The following is a 17,905-nucleotide window of genomic DNA, read 5'->3' as shown; positions in this document are numbered from 1 at the left end:
AAGTAGGACGATGGCTGCCGGAATTACTGTATGAAAAAGAAAAAGATCTTTGCAGACTAAACAAAGATCAGGTTTGTGGGACATGATTTACACTAATTGCTTGGACAAATGGTCCCGCACCTCGGTTAAAGCAAATCCGAGCAAATTTTTGCCTTGCCAATTCATTGGATTATGCGCACAGGGATCATCCTTGGCTAGCCCGATTCCCCAGATCCGGTCGACGGGGCTTGCTTCCACCAAGATTCGATTGCCTGTTGTTTTCATGTAATTCCAAAGCTCCGGATTTTGCTCAAACTTCGCCATATTCCCGCGCTTAACAATCTCATAGCATCGACTGTCCCAAACCCTGGAATCAAAAGATTTGACTGCCCGGCCGTACGCTTTCATCTCCTTCGGATAGATTGTGTTCATTATGGCTTCTAGCATGTTATTGTCTCCGAATAATCGCGCCTTCTCCGCCATCATATACTGCTCTGTACAGCAGTAGGTCACATCTTCCACAGTAAAATGGCTGCTCCACCACTGGCTAAAGCAGCTTGCATTCACAGTGCCGTTTGCCGCCGGAGTATGCCCCCAGAAGAACACGAACTTTGGCTTTTCCCCTGCTTGCCAAGCCTTTTGTAAATCCTCCATATTGTAGATCATCAAATCTCCACTCCCTTGCCATAACTCGATCGACCTGCTGTCCCTATATCTCAACAAAACACTAGCATTAATGAAACAGTTCTATTCATGGTTTTTATTATTTCTAAATTGTTATTATCATATTGTTACTATCAAAATATAGGATTTAGCGAGTTTTGTCAACAGGTTTACACCGCATTTTTCCATTGGCTCGATAAATCCAAACATATCACCTTAGATCTATAGATGCTTCCGAATCGAATCGGTGAAATGACTTACCATCCGTCCGATTTCCTCCGGCGCCAGGTGAAATTGATTCAAGGTCCACTCCATCAGCATCATATGAACCACAGAGGATAGCGACTTATGGGCATAGAACCGGTAGGCACCTTCAGTGACCTGGGTGTTCTCCTGTATCATTTGTTCAGACAACTCGTCAAAAAAATCGCATATGCTTTTATACATAAGCTGTCTGATTTTGCGGTCCTTTAATTCTATGTTATGCAGCAGCGAGGAAGGAGCATTGGCTTTCCAATGACGGAACAGAGTGACGAACATCTCCTCGTCGAAAGCAGCCGGCTTTGCTGCGTTATCCCGCATTCCCTTCCATAATCCATGCAGGTATTGAAGGAGAATCTCATCCTTGTCCTGGTAGTTCCGGTAGAAGGTCTGTCTGGCAAGCCCAGCTCTTTCTGTAATTTCTGTTACCGATATCATGGAATAGGGCTTCTTCTCCATAAGCTGGAATAAAGCCGTTTGCATCCATTCCTGTGACCGTAAAGCCTGTTTGCCGGTTTGCTCATTCAAAGTGTGACACTTCCCCTTATCTGTCCATTTTGATAAAAATCCATGCAGCAAGCATTGCGTGATCATTATTTTTATATTAATGTTACAACTATATCATAAGTTACACGTGTAACCTTATGCATTTTCGTAAACGACTGTTCCGTTAATTCAAGGCATTCGTCTGCGTATTTTTAAATGATAATGATTATCATTATACATCAAAAGGAAATGAAAGGGGATTTTTCTGTTGTTACGTTCAAAAAAATGGGTGTCGCTAACCATCATTCTTGTCTTGTCCTTGCTGCTTTCAGCCTGCGGCACCCCATCAAGTCCGACAGCTACCAAAGCACCTGAAGACAACAAAGCCACAGCATCCACGCCGGTTACACGCACGGTCAAGCATGCTATGGGAGAAACGGCCATATCCGGTACCCCCCAACGCATAGTCGTGCTGACGAACCAGGGAACGGAATCTTTGCTCGAGCTTGGGATCAAGCCGGTCGGGGCTGTTAAATCGTGGATTGGTGATCCGTGGTTCGATCATATCAAGGACCACATGACCGGGGTTCAGGTTGTAGGGGACGAAACCCAGCCGAATCTGGAGCTTATTGCAAGTCTCAAGCCGGACCTCATCCTCGGAACCAAGGTTCGTCAGGAAAAGGTGTACCCTCAGCTATCCAGCATAGCTCCTACCGTGTTTACAGAAAATCTCGGCGACAGCATGGTTGAGAATTTCAAGCTGTATGTTCAAGCCTTAAATAAGGAAGCGGAAGGCAAAGCAAGCCTCGACAGCTATAACCAAGCGATCCAGCAGGCCAAAGCGGCGCTTGGCGATAAAACGAAAATGCGCATTTCATTGGCGCGTTTCCAGCCTGGAAAGGTTCGCGTCTATTACAAAAATAATTTTGCCGGCGTCATATTGGAACAGCTGGGCTTTGCGCGCCCTGAGTCGCAAGATAAAAATGATTTCTCCGCCGATATTACTACGGAGCAAATGTCGGTGCTGGATGGTGATGTATTCTTCTATTTCACTTCCGATCGTGAAGGAGAAACCGGGGCAACCAAGACAGCTGAAGAATGGCTGAATAGTCCTCTCGGCAAAAACCTGAACGTCGTCAAAAAGCAGCGGGCCTTCAATGTCAATGAGCCTATATGGAACACATCCGGCGGCATCCTGGCAGCGAAGCTGTTAATAAAGGATATTACAACCAGATTCGAAAAGCTGAGCCTTTGATTTTTCAACAACCCAGGCTTTCTTCGTGGGAATATTCTTCTCATCGAAGAAAGCTTTTTTTCTTGGCAATGTTGTCGGTTAAAAACAAAATAAAACTGCCTTTTTTAACAAGGCGGCTGAGTTTGTCGAGAAACCTGAAAAATGGCTTCGGTACTCCAGTAGGGTGTCCCCTCCGGACATTGTTGTTCTCGGGAAATGTTGATTATAATCGCTATACAGCGGTGATTTCCGAGCACAAAAGCGAACGCTATCGCTCCTCCAGGAGATACCCCACCTATTGCCTTTCGCATTTTTCTGTACGATAGGGTTTCTCGACAGCCTGACCGTTTTTTTTAACAAGGAGGTTTGATTAACTATCTTATCCCTCAACCTTATCCTCTGTATCCCTTTTGCGATCATCCCATTTACTTAAGACGTATCGTTTAATTTGCTCTGCCACTTGTGAGGGGGGGGGTTGATGTAGTATCAATCGTGGGCATGGGCGGGTTGTATGCTGTTTCTGCGTTATGAATTAGCCACTGAGCAAATTCTTCATGCTCCTTTAGCTTATCCTCAGTCCAAATTGCTTTATCAGCCCGGTTACGCAAACGGTGGTTACGGGTAGCATCGTCACAATGTAAGTTAATAAAGCATACTTCACTGAATTTACTGTAAGTATCACACTTCTCAGCTGCCCAAGGCAGCAGCGTGCCGCAAATGATTGTTCCTCTTCCGGATTTTGCAACCGCATTGGCAAAATGAAACAAAATGTTAAACCTATCCTGGTGTCCCAGCTTGGAGGCTGTTGTTCCGAAATTATCAAGATCGGTGCTAAATACGTCAAACTCTGGCATTATAGTGCGCAGCTCTTGCATAACCGTTGTTTTTCCAACACCACTCGCTCCAGTGACAATAAACAATGGAATTTTATTCATCATATGCCCCCCCTAATAATTACATAAATATATATTATATCCATAGTCTATCTTCTGAAAGGTAAGGTTTGATTTAAGCTATTCATTCCATTCCCTATGCTTGGGTGATGCTCTCCAAATATACCAATCGGCTTAACAACTGCTGACAATATTTCATTTCTCCTTGCAGAGGCTCTCCGGATTATGACAAGTTCTCCGGCAAGCCTTTTTATGTTTGGTATCGTTTCCCGTCAATCAGCATAGCTTTTTGTGACTTTATACGGCAATAGCTTATACACATTTGGAAATAACGAATATATTGGTTTTATCGTAGCGAAATGTGGAGAGGATGTTGCCTGCATGACCGCTGTTTCAGCACAAGAGCTTTACTTGGAATTATTAAAGAAAACCATTTTATATGAAATATGGATCGAGCATGAACAAGGGGCTACCCCGGAGAACCGAAGACAAGGGCTTGATTGGCCTGCTATAGCTCACAGTATGATAGGCCGAATCCGGATGGACCAATTGCATGAATGCATGAAGTCGGTCATCGCTGATAACATTGAGGGAGATTTTATTGAAACGGGTGTCTGGCGAGGCGGCTCCTGTATCTTTATGAGGGGGTTCCTCAAAGCCTACGGTATTACAGACCGAACCGTATGGGTTGCCGATTCCTTCGAAGGTCTGCCTGCCCCGGACCTCGTAAATTATCCTGTAGATGAAGGCGCCATCTTCCATACCATTGACTACCTGAAGGTATCCCTTTATGAGGTTTCCAGCAACTTCCACAAATATGATCTCCTCGACCAGCAGGTTCGCTTCCTCAAAGGATGGTTTAAAGACACCTTACCTACTGCACCCATCGAAAAGCTGGCTATTGCCAGATTGGACGGAGATATGTATTCGTCTACGATGCAAAGCCTAACTAGCCTCTATCCAAAACTGTCTGTCGGCGGCTACCTTATTATTGATGATTACGGCTTACCCAACTGCGCGGCAGCCGTTCACGACTTTAGGGCACAGTATAACATCGTCGAACCTATTGTCCCTATTGATTATTATGGCGTGTATTGGAGAAAATCGAGATAACACCTACCAGGAAATGGAAGGATAATCAACGTGAAAGAATGCAAAATGTAAAAGCTATTGCCTCCTTAAAAAGAGCAATAGCTTTTTGGCATTTGAACCTGACCTACAATATTTTGCTCCACTGCTTACGGCTATGCGAGTCCAATGCGTTGATATCCTCAATCTCGCAGCGGCGGCCCTCAATGTCGGAGATTAAATAGCGTCCCGGTGCAGGTGATTGGAGATGCTCATGAAGATTGCGCAGAGCCAGTGTCATCGGTCCTAGCGTGGTCTCCACCTTCCAAATCCATAATGCCGGCTTCTGGGCTATTTTCTCAATATGAGTTATTCGGGGAATCAAATACCGCAGATTCAACTCTCTCTCCGCCTCTTCCCTGCTGCCCGCTTCAAGCTCGTTAAGCTTGTGAATGATGCCGATTTCTTCCTCTTTGGGGGTGCGTACGGAGATGTATTCGGTCGGCCTCGAGAACGGGTAGGCACGGTATAAGAGAACTTCCGGATATTCTACCCCATCGATAACAGCCATCAGGACGCCTCCCGCGCTTCTTCCGAGCCAGACGTTACGGGAATCCAGCAGAACAATTTCATATGGATCACGCATCAGCTCTGCACCCCCTTAATTTTGGACAGCTCTCTCTGGGCTTCTACCAGCTTGTAATAGGCTCCTTTTTTTTCAATCAATTGCTCATGGGTACCTATCTCGACAATTTGTCCTTTATCCAGCACAACGAGCCTGTCAGCGTTTCTTAACGTAGAAAGCCTGTGGGCAATCGCGAACGTGGTGCGACCCTTTACAAGGCGGGAAATGGCTTCCTGAATCTGCCTTTCGGTCTCGGTATCGACCGAAGCTGTCGCTTCGTCCAGAATAAGAATCCGCGGATCATGCACAATGGCTCTCGCAATTGCGATACGCTGCTTTTCACCACCGGAAAGACGATGCCCCCGCTCCCCTACCTTCGTATCGTAGCCATCGGGCAGCCGAACGATAAAATCGTGGGCATTGGCGATTTTGGCCGCTCTCATGATCTCTTCCGGCGTAGCATCCGGCTTGGAATAGGCGATGTTCTCCGTGATGGTCCCATCGAACAGAAAGGTCTCCTGCAGGACCACGCCGATTTTTTTCCGCAGATCCTCCTGCTTAATCTTCTTAAGCGGAATCCCATCTATTGTAATATGTCCCTGGTTCGGATCATAGAAGCGGCAGATCATATTGATTAACGTTGATTTCCCTGCACCGGAATGACCGACCAGACCGATCATCTCGCCGGGGGCTACGTTCAGGTCGATATTTTTCAATACCGGATGGTGAGCCTCGTAGCCGTAAGATACTTGATGAAGCACCACTCGCCCCTCTACCCAATCCATCAGAACCGGCTCTATATCGTCCGGTACATCCGACGGCGTATCCATAATCTCGAAAACGCGGTCTGCGGCAGCCATCGCTCTGCTGGTCCAGTTCAACGCTTGACTGAACCATTGAAGCGGTCCGAACAGCATGCCGAGATAAGCGGTAAAAGCCATCAAGGTACCGAGTGAAATCTCATCGCGGAGCACCATCCAGCCTCCAAAATACCACACCAATATAGCGCCAGAGGTCGAGATCAGGGCAAATAAAGGAAATACCCCCTGCCACATGCCGTCGGCACGAATATTTTGCTCGACCAGATCTTTATTGGCATCACCGTATCGTCTCATCTCCGTCGGCTCTTGACCAAACGCTTTCACGACGCGAATCCCCTGCAGCGCATCACCCACCAGCATATTCAGCCGATTAATGGCTCTCCAATGCCTATACCAACGCGCACGGATCGTCGGCCAAATGATCATGGAGGTTATGACGATCAGTGGAGTAGGAATAATCGCATAAATGGCAAGCTTCCAATCCAGGCTGGCCATCATCGTAATGATCGCGGCGAGCATCAACACCTGGCCTGTAATCCACATGACTCCGTCCGTTAAAAATTGCCGCATGGCCTCCGCATCGCTGTTAACCCGGCCGATAAACTGCGAGGTTTGTCTGCGATCGAAGAACCCAAGAGACAGCCGCATGAGCGAGGAATAAATATCTTTGCGGATATCCCCCATCAGCTTGCCTCCGACCCATACTCCCATATAGCCCCTGAGGGTTTGCATCAAGGACAGCATGACTCTGGCTCCTGCAAGTCCAAGCACAAACCAGAGAAGCGCGAGTCCGAAGCTCTTGGGCTGCAGCACATCGTCCACTATGATCTTGGTAAGAAATGGCGGTATTAGCTCCATTAAAGTCGCGGCAATAAGCATTAGTGCTGCCGTTGTCATCTGTACGCGGTAAGGCTTCGCATAGCTGAGAAGCCTCGCAGCCACCTTGCCTTTATCGGTACAGACGGAGCATACCTGCGTTCCCTCTAGCAAAGGCGTTCCGCATTGGGAGCATCTTCTGGGCAAATCCTTCACGGATGCCACTGGAAGCTCCTCTTGGTTTGACAGCGCTTTAATCAGCTTCGCTGCGAATCCGAATTTTCCCGCATGGCTGGAGGTATAACGGATAAGGGCTGCCGGCCCTTTTGCCGTATCGGCAATTAAGGTGCCACCTCCTATCGCCGATACAAGACGACACTCGGTTATCCCCGAGATGGGCAACTCCTTAAGACCCACTCCTTGCGCATTGAAAACCCTTACTTCATCATCCATAACAATGAGCCAACGCTCACCGTAATGACCTTCCTCATCCACATCAGCCAACGCGGCGAATAAGGGCTGTGCCGGCAGACTGGCTTCAATGGCCTGCGGAAGCTTTTCCAAAATGGACATGAATTCTTCTCTCCTTTACCTGAGCGCATCTGGTTTGAAACCGATTCTGATGTCTCTGCAGGGAGCTAATCTTCGAATCGCTGAGAGTCATTGACTCCTCTGACCTTACTTATCTTATGATGCCGGCTTGCAAAATACCAAGGGAAAGATCACTTATAACAAAATACCCCAAACAAAAAACAAACATACGTTCCCCATCGAGTATTTTAACAAAACGCCTTGGGGTTGTAAACCATTATTTTCCTTATCTTCTTAATTAGTGCATCATGAACCCCTATACATGACCCATGCCTTATGGAATAATAAGGGAAATATGTCTAACTGTCGGGAGGATAAAAATGCCTTAGGGAGAGTTCAATGAGGCTGGAAACGATTCGGGTTATCGTGGACCGAATATGAGCCAATACTGGACTGAATCTTATCTTAAGGCATATTTCCCGATGACTGCCTCATCCCATATCTGAACCTCGATATATCTCTCCGGTCCGCAGGTGCCGTCCGCATTCCATTCCTGGGGAAATCCGAACTCCTGAATCAAACCGAATATTTCTGATTTGGTATAGACGTTTCCTCGGTACGGCTTGCCGTCGTTATATCTCATAGCAGGAAATAAGTCCCCATAAGTGAAGCTTATGCTGCGATCATCAAATTCTCTCAAAGCGATCCGGAGCTCGGCCCCGCTTTTATACCATTCCTTGATCCAGTTACACGGACCTAGCGTCATATAATGAGGATAACGATTTAGCGGTTTTCCGCCTTTCGCTATAAACAGCTCTCTGGCTTTATGCTCCAATTCACGCCTAACGGCCAAATAGGAATCCGAACGTCGACTAGCGAACAACGCGGGGTCCCGTTTTAAGTCATTCATGACTTTATTCGCCTCTTCATCGCTTAAGCTGGATAAGTTACGAAAAGCCCCCCTATCCGCTTCGTAATAGTGATATAAATAATGCTCGTTCATGGCAAGCCCCCTTTGTTAATGGTAACTATCTGCAAAAAGGACCTCTCCAGTGGAGGGTCCTTAAGCTTTTTAGGCTTGAATGAAAGGAAGAAGCTTTCGCACTTTGTCATTCCTTAACCAAATGCCGCCCCAGGTCAGAACTGCCAGATAGATAGGGAATAAAGTATGGGTGAACAGAGGCGCATCCATCCGTATATGTGTCGCAACCACACCACCAAAATAAGCGGTAAGCAGCAATGCACCCAAAACCGATGTGCGCGGGATCGCGTATAAAATAGTCGGAATCAGCCCCAAAATTCCTATTACCATAATATGATGCTCGGCATAGCCCAGCGTGACGGTTCCTTCAATAACCGGAGCGGGCTTGATCAATTTGAACACACCATCAAACAGCATAAACAGAATCGTTACCCAGCTCAAGATTCTTCCCGTCCACAGCCGGCCTTTTGAGATCGTTACATTCATGGTCATCAACCTCTCTTACAATTTTGATAAACCCATCATAGCATGCAACTATCGTCCGTATTTCTTATGGATTGCGGTTTTTAAGAATCAGGGTAAAAGTCCACTTAAGTATGAGTGAGTATATTAATCAATTTGCCATACGGATCCCTGACATAAAAGCGGCGGACACCCCAAGGTTCATTGGCAGGCCCGTATTCAATACGAAATCCCGCTTCCTTCATCAGGCCATAAGCAACATCAACATCATCGACCTCAATGGATAAATCAGGCGTTGGTGTCGAGGAGCCCCCTGAGGATGCAACACTAATCTGAACATTCATCTCCTGATTGGATCCATAGGTCGCAATCCAGCCATGATCCATCCATAAATCAAGACCAAGAATGTCGTGATAAAAGCTCTTGGCCGCAGCAATATCCTGAGCAGCTATATTGGCTACAATACGTTTGACGATCATTCCCATCACCAGCCTCCATTCAATGGCAACTTCGTATGAACCTAGGGCACTCTAGTTTTTCTTCCTTTTTATTATAAAAGCCTTGTCGGACCGTTCAAAGCCTATTTTTTCATAAAATCCGACTGCCTTGGGAGCCGAGGTCAGCACATACTGAATTTCTTCTTCCCCCAGCTTCTTTTTTAACCTCTTGATAAGCTGTCTGCCGATCCCCATTCCCTGATAGGCGCGGTCTACAGCCAAGTCCGAAATATAGCAGCAGTACGCATAATCAGTTACCGCTCTAACTATACCGACTAGCTTGGAGCCATCCCTTACGGTTAATATTTCATCTGCATGAGCTATCATCCGTTGAATCCGTTCCAAATCATCAACCGGCCTGCGAATACCGGAACGCCTGAATAGCTCTGCGACCTCTACAGCGGTACATCCCGCATTATCTTGGAAGCTCAGCTCCATCCCTGATTACTCCTGGCCGGTAGCAGCATGTTGCTGCATTAGCTCTGCTACGGAATAAGGAAATAACGGCTTACTCAGCTCCAAAATAGCTTTTGCATATTCCTGTATTTCCTTCTGAGCGTCATGCTCCAGCCTTTGATTCAGAAAATGACACACGGATTGCAAAGAAGCCGTCCAATACCAACGAACATACATACCGTACGATGGCAAAAATAACCTCGCCTGCTCTGCACATACTCCGTTATTGAGCGCCTCTTCATATTTTTGAATGCCCAGCTCGATATAATCGATTAATTGCTGTGTCAGCTTCATGCCGATTTCTTTATCTATCGGTTCGCCGCTTCCTTGCTTGGAATTAGCCGGCTTGCTTCTCCATTCTTCATCCCCGGGAATATAGAAGGTCGGCTCCTCCGTAATATATCTTCGACTGGATTCATTCCAGCCTTCCAGGCTGTCACCCGTCCCTTCCATATGAGCGGAACCGACAACATACTTCCACCATTGTCTGGCCACCATTAACGGGGCGTAGACCTCAAACTGCAGCATTACATGCCTGAAAGGCGACGTGTGGCCCTCTCTTGCCAAAAATTGAAGTAACCGGATATCCTTAGGCTCCAGCTCCTTCGATTCTTTGGCATACGACACGCGCGCTGCGTTCACAACCGATAAATCCGATCCCATATGATTAACAAGCCTTACGTAACCTTTATCCAGCACTTGAATAAACGACATGAAAATATGCATCTCCTTCTAGAAGGGTTGATAAGTCATGAATAATCGATGTCAGAACAGGGAGATTATACCATACTCTTCTTGCTTTGTGTCCATGCTTTCTTTTATCTCCATCTTGTCTTTCCTTTCCTATTTTCCCAAAAAACAAAGAGAGGCTGCAATCCGCCTCCCTGGTTGTTGAGGAACTTTATCATACGAAAAATGCAAAAGGTTATAGGTGGGGTGTCCACTGTAGGAGCGATAGCGTTCGCCTTTGTTCTCGGGAAATTCCCGCTATATGGCGAATATAATCAAAATTTCCCGAGAACAACAGCGACCGGAGGGGGATACCCTACCGGGGTACCGACGCAATTTTTCAAGCCCCACAGTTTTTTCAACAAACCCAGAAGGTAACCCGCCTCCTTTGTTCCCCCGCTACTTTAAAATCGCCTGCCGCAAGGGACTGTAATCAGATACCAGCAGCTTAGTTATAATTGCCCGGTTTTCGCTGATATAATCGCTGCTTTGAAGCGTGGAATTAAAAGCGCCGCCAACAGTAAAGCTGATCAGATAGTCTTTCCAATTCGAATACTGACTTTTGACCAATTGGATAATGTCTCCTATATAAGTCCATTTTTCATCCTCGGTTAAATAATCCATCTTATGTCCCGCGCAGCATTTAAAGACAGCCCACGTATAGTCGTTAGCCGCTATACCTCCAGCGGGCATTCTCCCAAGATAGCTGTTTACGATGGACATCTTAAAGCTTTGAGCCGTATCCCCTTTTTGCGATTCCAAATACCGCATTCTGTCCTGTTCCGAAAGGGAAGACAGCAGCAGGGTCATATCATCAAATTCTTTTCTTTGACCCGTTGCTAGGGACCATTCTATATTCTGCTTAAGCTCGTCCGAGCTTCCGACTCCCCAGTGGGCGAACATGTTGCGCATAAAGCTTCTTTTCGAATAAATCCATTCCGGGTTTTGTACATGGTAGTCTCCGTCCCGTCCTACAATACACATGGCTGTCAAAGCCTCTACATAAGGCAGGGAAGCTAATTTGATTTGCTCGGCACCAGGGTTCATTGTTGATCCTCTCTTTTTATTCATTAAGTATAGCGGAGGAACCTCCACACTCTTCTCACTTCTTTAAATAATGAAATGTAATACAGAAACAAAATAAAAGTATATACGTAGATGCGGAACGGAAGGCTGGTCCGGGCAGGAACGGGCTTCTTTTTTGAATCCAAATATTTTTCATATAACGGATTCTGTACCGTTTTAGGGAATTTCTTTTTCCACTTATCGTATTCTCCCAGCATCTCTTCCGATTCCAGCGGACGAACGGTTCCACTGATTTCAATCGATTTGTTATCATAGATGTCCTTGGCCTGCTTATAATTGCTGACGATAAGAATAGGGTCTCCATTCAAATAACCGATGTTCAGGTAGCCTTCCACCTGGGATGACAGCCCCTGTTTTTCTACCTCGGCTGTGGAAAGGTACAATGTTAGAGGCTTTCCGTTAGCGTCCTTCGTCACCACTTCATTAATCCCCATGTAAGCCGCGTTGGACAGCTGCATCTTCACGGCATTGACTTTCGGAGGTAGAAGCTCCAGGTCGGCTGCTGAGGTAATCTTCTTTAGCTCCACAGGCTTTACGAGATTGGCTATATAACCCAGGGGAGATTCCCCCGTATGCTTCACAAAGGAAGAAGAAATGAAAATATGAAGTGCAAGGATCGCAATCAAAGTGAACCACTTTCCTCCAATGAGCAAGTAGGCGCTTCGCTTCAATCTAAATCCTAGCGGAGTCCTTCCAAGCTCCACCTTAAGCCGCTTCAGCTCCGCTCTCTTCCCGCTTCCTCCCCGCCTTTGCAGCTCCTCTGTTTTTTGCGCCTGAATTTCCGCTATGGAAAGCATAGCTTCGATATCATTAGGGTCCGCTTGCAGAAGACGTTGATATAATTCCAGCGCCTTGTCAGGCTCCCCAAGCTTTTTGTAAGAACTCCCGGCAAGGGAAAGAGCGAGTGTGTGGCTTGGAGCTTGCTCGAGAACCCTGGAGAGATCCTGCAATGCCTCCCTGGCATGTCCCTCTTCAAGCCTAACCCGCGCCCGGCTCAAATACGCTTCCAGCGAATCCGGTATTACCTTCATTAATTGGTTGCATGCATACAACGCATCTTCCCAATGACCTAACCGTATCGAACATTCCATTTGCAGCCGAATGACATCGGGATCAGAGTCGAACCGTTCTTCCGCTTGTTTTAGCAGGCTTGCGGCCAAATGATAATTTTGCTCCAGAAAAGCAAGCAGACCTTTTTCCCTATAAGCTAGAAAAGCATCATAATCCAGATCCGAAGCTTGGAGAAGAACCGAATATCCCCTGTGCAATGGCTGTTCATGTGCTACAGCGTAGGCATATACTTTGGGGTAATGCTCCTGAAAGCAATCCGGATCTTGGGCGGCCTGCTCCTTCCAATGAAACGCCTGTTCGAGGAGCCTCCATACGGCCTCCGGCAAGAAATAATGCTCTTCCTCCAAAAAGTCAAGCATGCTTTGGGACAGGCTGCTTTGTAAATTTACGTTCCATACGACATCCGCATTCAACAGCTCTATCCAAGCATTTGTATCCACCCGCGAGTTAAAATTCCGGTATAATGCCTCTACCTGCGACAGAAACGAATCTACCGGACTTTTGGCATCCAGAGGTTCGTTCCGTTCAATATAGGATAATAGCCTACGAACTTGAAAAGGCTGATCCGATTCCTCCTCATATTCCTCGTCATCATACTCGTCGTCCTCTTCCCATTCGTCCTCCTCAGGCTCTTCGTTCCCTCCATAGGCTTCTGCTTGCTCCGAATCCAAGGCTGCGGAGGCCTCGAGCTTATGTTGTTCCTGTTCGGAACTGCGCTCCTTGCTTCGCTTTTTAGCCCATTTTACGGCTTGATCATAAGCCTCCCTGAGCCTTTGATAGCCCTCCGGGTCCTCTTCGGGATGATGCAGCTTCAGCTTGGCAGCATACGCTCTCTTGATGGCAGCTACATCGTCCGTCGGTTCCATCCCGAGTATGTCCCACAATTGCATTAAAAGTCACGCCACCTCTCCAAATGCTCTAACTGCTTCTTGAGTGTTGAGGCAGCCTTTTTAACCTCCTGCTCGTTTTGAGAAGCCAGAACCCTTTCGAATTGCTCCAGCAAAAAGGCAATTTCCGCCCGTTTCTCTCCCAACGCTTCCTCATACAGCCTTTCTCCCATGGCAAGAAGCAGCCTGTTCTCCGTTCGTTCACGGGGGTGAATCTTGATATCCTGCAGCTCCTTCAATCTGTTCTCGATTTCCTGCTGCGTCAGCTTGCCCGGATTTTTCTCTATGATGGTCTTCTGCTTGACCCCGGTGCTAACCGAAGTCACCTCCACCTCCAAAATCCCGTTAATATCATAGGTGAATCTGACATCGATCGCTTGCCTGCCTGCCTCATCCGGGGGTACTTGAACGGACAACTCGCCAAGCTTAATATTTTGGTCTACCTTACGGCTCTCCCCTTGGAATACAACGACCTGGATCGCTTTTTGCTGATCGTGTATAGTGTAGAACCTTTCCACCTTGCTCACGGGAATCGGTGTGTTGCGTTCAATGATCGGACTGAAGTGACCGTCGTCAAAGTGGCCGTTCCCCAATCGCTTCGTTATTTCGATGCCTAATGTATAAGGGCACACGTCTGTCAGAACGACTTCCTTCAGCGCCTCGTTTCTTTCCTTAAGCGCAACCTGAATGGCAGCCCCGAGAGCTACCGCTTCGTCCGGATTGATCTGGCTGAACGGCAGCCTGCCGAATATTTTGCTGACAACCGATTTGATAACTGGCATTCTCGTTGCTCCGCCAATAAGAATGACCGCATCCAACTCATCCGGCGAGAGGGAAGCGTCCCGCAGCGCGCGTTCGATGGGATGCCGCAGACGAAATATGAGCTGGCCGGCAATTTTCTCAAAACCGGCACGATCCAAAGTCAGCTCGTACTCCTGATCCTGCCAGGTAAAGCTCATTTGTCCCGTTGGATTGCTGCCCAATGCACGCTTGCACAGCTCCGCCTGCTTGAATAGCGCGGAACGCGCCTTGAAATCCAGCTCCTGGTAGTCGATACCCTTGGTTTCGTAAAAATAGGAAACGAGGAGCTGAGTAAAATCCTCGCCTCCCAAATAGTTATCCCCGGCAATGGACTGCACCTCCATAACCCCTTCGAAAAACTCCAATATCGATACATCGAAGGTGCCTCCGCCTAAATCAAAGACAAGGAACTTTGTATCCGACCGTTCCTGGTGCAGTCCGTAGGCAATGGCCGCCGCTGTCGGCTCGCTGATAAGCCGCTCTACCTTAAGACCGGCAATCTCCGCCGCTTTCTTGGTCGCCTTCCGCTGCGTATCATTAAAGTAAGCAGGAACACTGATGACCGCCTCTGTCACCTCTTGGCCGAGGAACGCTTCCGCGTCGGATTTCAAAGATTTGACGACGAACGAAGACAGCTCCTCAGGGGTAAAGGAGTACCGGCCAAGACGAAATATTTTCTCCGTCCCCATGTACCGCTTGAAGGCAGCTGCTGTAAGTTCCGGGTGTGTGATTAGCCTTTCCTTCGCGATTTGCCCGACCAGAATTTCTCCGTTTTCATCTACACTGACTATGGAAGGGGTCAGATTTTCCCCGAGCACATTCGGTATAATCTTGGGCCCTTCTTCAGTCCAATAGGCAACCAGACTGTTCGTAGTTCCCAAATCAATACCAATCATTGTCATTGTCTGTTACCCCGTTTCAAAATTATGTTGTAATAGGAAAACCCTCTCGTTTCCATAAAGCTATTTATCGGAATTTGAAGCTTGTTTTTAAAGTCTGCCTACCTGGGGAGCCTGTTTTAAGGCATTCGGCTATGACAGTACTCATAAACCCCGCAAAGCTCGATTTCCGTCGAAGCAAGCCCCAATAGAGTGGAAATAACCATCCCGTGGCAGACGACGACGACGTTGGAATAACTCTCGTATCGGGCAAGAACCCCATTAATTCGACTCCATAAGCTTGCCTTGGTCTCCCATAGCCGCGTTTCTCCCTCCGGCCAGCAACCGTCGTGAAGCATATAATCCTTCCACAGCTCGTGAATTTCATCGGCCGAAGCTGCCTCCCACTGATCCGGAGTCCATTCATAAAGGTCAAATTCTACCTGCAAAGGTTTGCCTAACGTTCGGTTCATGATGGCAGCTGTCTGAAGCGCTCGCGTATACGGTGAAGATAGGATCAGATCGCACTCCCGTAAATACGGATGACAGTTCATCACCTTCTCAGCTTGAAGCACTCCCGTCGCGGTCAACGGAACGAAGTCTCTCATCGCTCCTTGCAATTGCTTCTCCTCTTTCAAGCCCCAATCCGGCTCTCCATGTCTGACGAGATAAAAAACAGCCATAGCTCGTTCCCCCTTATTAGGCCTATACACTCTATCATAACACATACCAGAATTGGTCGTAATATCCAGCAGTGACAATACTGCAAGGTGGGATTGGCCTCAAAGCCGATTCGGCTGCTTTGCGGGAGACCCCGAAACGAAAAAAAAGCTTGATTCCTCAAGCCTTCTTCCTTCGTTTATATCGTCTCCCCACCATAACAATAAGCGGGGTTCCTATAATGGTGGGCAGGAACCAGATGGCCAGAATAGGCAGCTGATTCAGCACAGGAATGTGATGTCCGTTAACGACTAGTACAGCGGTTATGATCCCGATATATGAACCGAGCATCCCGCCGATATGTTGTCCTATCCATCCGGGACGGCGTCTTTTTTTGGCGATATACCCGTAAAAGGCCAGCCCGTATGAAAAAATGGCGATGTAAAACAAATAGACGCTCTCCGCCCAATGCATGACAGCCATGATAACGGAGCTTAGAAGAATAACGACGTAGCAAGCGTGATAAAGCTCACCCACGGCAGTATGCAGCCCTTTTCTTTTTTGGGCGAAAGCAGATATCGCGCCCGTTATAAGGCATATTGTGCCTGCAACGATATGGAGCGTCAGGATCAAACCATAGGTATTCACGTCTAATAACTTCCTCATTTCTTATGTCGGTTCGCTGGTATTCCCTTGACCTCCCAGTTCTATTCTTGAATTGGCTGCAATTAATTGCTACGATAGTGCTCTACGCAAATTACATACATCAGGTGAAATCAATGGATTCGGAAAAATTTTACGAAGAACTGAAGCTTTATCGCGGTGAGGACAGGGCCAAGCTGTTGATGCAGCAGGTAAGGTGCATTCTGAACGAGAATCAGCACCAAAAATGGTGGCAAAAAATATCGCTGTTCAAGAAGCCGAAGACGGAACCCAAGGGATGGGAATAGCAGGAGGGGAACCCCTCCTCTCCTGTACTTCCATCAATTTTCAATGCTGAATACAACCGATCTATTCAGTTCGTCTTTATTTCTGGCAAATTCGTCTTGATCCATAACAACATATTCGTTCGAATCCGGAAACCATATGACGTAATGGGACTTCTCGGTTTCTCTAAATAACTTTTTTGCCATATCGATAGCATATTGCCTTGTCAATTGAATCTTCTCCCCTTTTGGTTCAGCCTCTATCAGATGATCCCATCATAAATCGACTGCTCTAATCTTGCAGGGTACCAAGCACCTCTTTCCCACGCAAGAACAAAGGATTCATACCGGCGATTCTCCGGAAACGACTCCAGATCGCCGAAATATCTCTGAATCGCATAAATTTGCGATTGATGCGCTCGCAGCGCTTCTGCTTTCATGGACCAATATGGTTCCGTATCCAACGTAATAGAAGGATGATGGCCGCTCTCTTGCAGCGTGCTGGAGGCTATGTAATAAAGCTTCTGAACCGATGGGCACCGCCCGCTTAGAACGGCCGAAGTCGCTATTTTGGAAATCGTCATATGGTCGGGGTGAAAGTTGCCTCCGTCCTCCGGAAAGGTGACGACCACTTGAGGCTGATGCTCTTGAATAAAATCAACCACACGCCCCACGAATTCGTTCTCCTCTACCTCCTTTAATTTCCCGTCAGGGTATCCCAGGTGCTCGACTTTGCTTATACCAATAATGTTAGCCGCAGCAGCCATCTCCTGCTCCCGAAGCGTTCCAAGCTCCTCATTCGTCAAATGGGCTACATCGCCATTCTTTTTTCCGGCATCGCCTCGGGTAGCCAGCAGAAGTACAGGATTCTCCCCGTTCTCTGCAAGCTGTTTAATTAAACAAGCGCACAAAAAAGACTCATCATCCGGATGCGCAAAAATAAAAGCGGCCGTTCGCCCCATCATCATCATCTCCTCCCACTTATTATATCAATTCTGCGCGATAGAAATAAGGGTAGTAGAGCTATATGAATCCCGAACCTTCATTAATAGAATCGCATATAGTATATCATGTCCCGCTAGAAAGGAGGGTT

Annotated in this window: 20 protein-coding genes; 3 read left to right on the top strand and 17 right to left on the bottom strand. The window is 47.3% G+C overall.

The annotated features are described in order from the left end of the window. Positions 1-87: 87 nt before the first annotated feature. Positions 88-645 (bottom strand): riboflavin biosynthesis intermediates N-glycosidase, encoded by a 558-nt coding sequence (locus B1728_RS04705; RefSeq protein WP_079909041.1) that lies wholly within the window; start codon positions 643-645, stop codon positions 88-90. A gap of 219 nt (positions 646-864) precedes the next feature. Continuing rightward, a complete protein-coding gene (locus B1728_RS04700) occupies positions 865-1,431 on the bottom strand; it encodes a TetR/AcrR family transcriptional regulator (protein WP_079909040.1) in 567 nt (188 codons plus the stop codon). Between the two features lie 226 nt (positions 1,432-1,657). On the opposite strand from B1728_RS04700, the gene B1728_RS04695 reads away from it, so the two are divergent. Continuing rightward, positions 1,658-2,644 (top strand): ABC transporter substrate-binding protein, encoded by a 987-nt coding sequence (locus tag B1728_RS04695; RefSeq protein ID WP_079909039.1) that lies wholly within the window; start codon positions 1,658-1,660, stop codon positions 2,642-2,644. A gap of 422 nt (positions 2,645-3,066) precedes the next feature. On the opposite strand, the gene B1728_RS04690 is transcribed toward B1728_RS04695, so the two are convergent. Beyond that, the gene (locus B1728_RS04690; RefSeq protein ID WP_144027763.1) at positions 3,067-3,561 is read right to left on the bottom strand and encodes a P-loop nucleotide/nucleoside kinase family protein; all 495 of its coding nucleotides are present in this window, start codon (positions 3,559-3,561) and stop codon (positions 3,067-3,069) included. 336 nt (positions 3,562-3,897) lie between these two features. Here B1728_RS04690 and B1728_RS04685 point away from each other — a divergent pair, with 336 nt between their 5' ends. Further along, positions 3,898-4,629: a TylF/MycF family methyltransferase gene (locus tag B1728_RS04685; protein ID WP_079909037.1), complete on the top strand. Its 732-nt coding sequence runs from the start codon at positions 3,898-3,900 to the stop codon at positions 4,627-4,629. Between the two features lie 103 nt (positions 4,630-4,732). On the opposite strand, the gene B1728_RS04680 is transcribed toward B1728_RS04685, so the two are convergent. The 12 genes from B1728_RS04680 to B1728_RS04620 all read right to left on the bottom strand — a co-directional run bounded on the left by B1728_RS04680 (position 4,733) and on the right by B1728_RS04620 (position 16,534). Next, positions 4,733-5,230, bottom strand: a complete 498-nt coding sequence (locus tag B1728_RS04680) for a DUF1854 domain-containing protein (protein ID WP_079909036.1) — start codon at positions 5,228-5,230, stop codon at positions 4,733-4,735. Continuing rightward, a complete protein-coding gene (locus B1728_RS04675; protein ID WP_079909035.1) occupies positions 5,230-7,419 on the bottom strand; it encodes an ABC transporter ATP-binding protein in 2,190 nt (729 codons plus the stop codon). Before B1728_RS04675 ends, B1728_RS04680 begins: the two co-directional genes overlap by 1 nt. A 418-nt stretch (positions 7,420-7,837) precedes the next feature. Next, complete coding sequence (locus B1728_RS04670) at positions 7,838-8,380, bottom strand: hypothetical protein (RefSeq protein ID WP_079909034.1); 543 nt, start codon at positions 8,378-8,380, stop codon at positions 7,838-7,840. Positions 8,381-8,449: 69 nt separating this feature from the next. Continuing rightward, positions 8,450-8,845, bottom strand: coding sequence for a DoxX family protein (locus tag B1728_RS04665; protein ID WP_079909033.1), 396 nt, complete (start codon positions 8,843-8,845; stop codon positions 8,450-8,452). A gap of 104 nt (positions 8,846-8,949) precedes the next feature. After that, on the bottom strand, positions 8,950-9,300 hold the full coding sequence (locus tag B1728_RS04660) for a VOC family protein (protein WP_079909588.1): 351 nt from the start codon (positions 9,298-9,300) through the stop codon (positions 8,950-8,952). Between the two features lie 51 nt (positions 9,301-9,351). After that, a complete protein-coding gene (locus tag B1728_RS04655) occupies positions 9,352-9,756 on the bottom strand; it encodes a GNAT family N-acetyltransferase (protein WP_079909032.1) in 405 nt (134 codons plus the stop codon). 6 nt (positions 9,757-9,762) lie between these two features. Beyond that, positions 9,763-10,488, bottom strand: a complete 726-nt coding sequence (gene thyX / locus B1728_RS04650) for an FAD-dependent thymidylate synthase (RefSeq protein WP_079909031.1) — start codon at positions 10,486-10,488, stop codon at positions 9,763-9,765. A gap of 414 nt (positions 10,489-10,902) precedes the next feature. Continuing rightward, on the bottom strand, positions 10,903-11,550 hold the full coding sequence (locus tag B1728_RS04640) for a DUF1266 domain-containing protein (RefSeq protein ID WP_179135892.1): 648 nt from the start codon (positions 11,548-11,550) through the stop codon (positions 10,903-10,905). Positions 11,551-11,573: 23 nt separating this feature from the next. After that, positions 11,574-13,550: a J domain-containing protein gene (locus tag B1728_RS04635; RefSeq protein WP_079909028.1), complete on the bottom strand. Its 1,977-nt coding sequence runs from the start codon at positions 13,548-13,550 to the stop codon at positions 11,574-11,576. After that, on the bottom strand, positions 13,550-15,250 hold the full coding sequence (locus tag B1728_RS04630) for a molecular chaperone HscC (RefSeq protein ID WP_079909027.1): 1,701 nt from the start codon (positions 15,248-15,250) through the stop codon (positions 13,550-13,552). Before B1728_RS04630 ends, B1728_RS04635 begins: the two co-directional genes overlap by 1 nt. Before the next feature lie 116 nt (positions 15,251-15,366). Then, a complete protein-coding gene (locus B1728_RS04625; RefSeq protein WP_179135891.1) occupies positions 15,367-15,909 on the bottom strand; it encodes a histidine phosphatase family protein in 543 nt (180 codons plus the stop codon). 157 nt (positions 15,910-16,066) lie between these two features. Next, positions 16,067-16,534, bottom strand: coding sequence for a DUF2306 domain-containing protein (locus B1728_RS04620; protein WP_079909025.1), 468 nt, complete (start codon positions 16,532-16,534; stop codon positions 16,067-16,069). Between the two features lie 131 nt (positions 16,535-16,665). On the opposite strand from B1728_RS04620, the gene B1728_RS36140 reads away from it, so the two are divergent. Continuing rightward, on the top strand, positions 16,666-16,836 hold the full coding sequence (locus B1728_RS36140; protein ID WP_179135890.1) for a hypothetical protein: 171 nt from the start codon (positions 16,666-16,668) through the stop codon (positions 16,834-16,836). Between the two features lie 33 nt (positions 16,837-16,869). Here the strand turns inward: B1728_RS36140 and B1728_RS36135 are convergent, their stop codons facing one another. Next, positions 16,870-17,043, bottom strand: coding sequence for a hypothetical protein (locus tag B1728_RS36135; RefSeq protein ID WP_179135889.1), 174 nt, complete (start codon positions 17,041-17,043; stop codon positions 16,870-16,872). Positions 17,044-17,075: 32 nt separating this feature from the next. Further along, complete coding sequence (locus tag B1728_RS04615; RefSeq protein WP_144027761.1) at positions 17,076-17,777, bottom strand: PIG-L deacetylase family protein; 702 nt, start codon at positions 17,775-17,777, stop codon at positions 17,076-17,078. Positions 17,778-17,905: the final 128 nt, after the last annotated feature.

The sequence above is a fragment of the Paenibacillus sp. 32352 genome, assembly GCF_002042965.1.
Lineage (GTDB): Bacteria > Bacillota > Bacilli > Paenibacillales > NBRC-103111 > Paenibacillus_S > Paenibacillus_S vulneris.
Note: the sequence above shows the minus strand (reverse complement) of the source record. Positions and strands in the feature narration are given on the sequence as shown.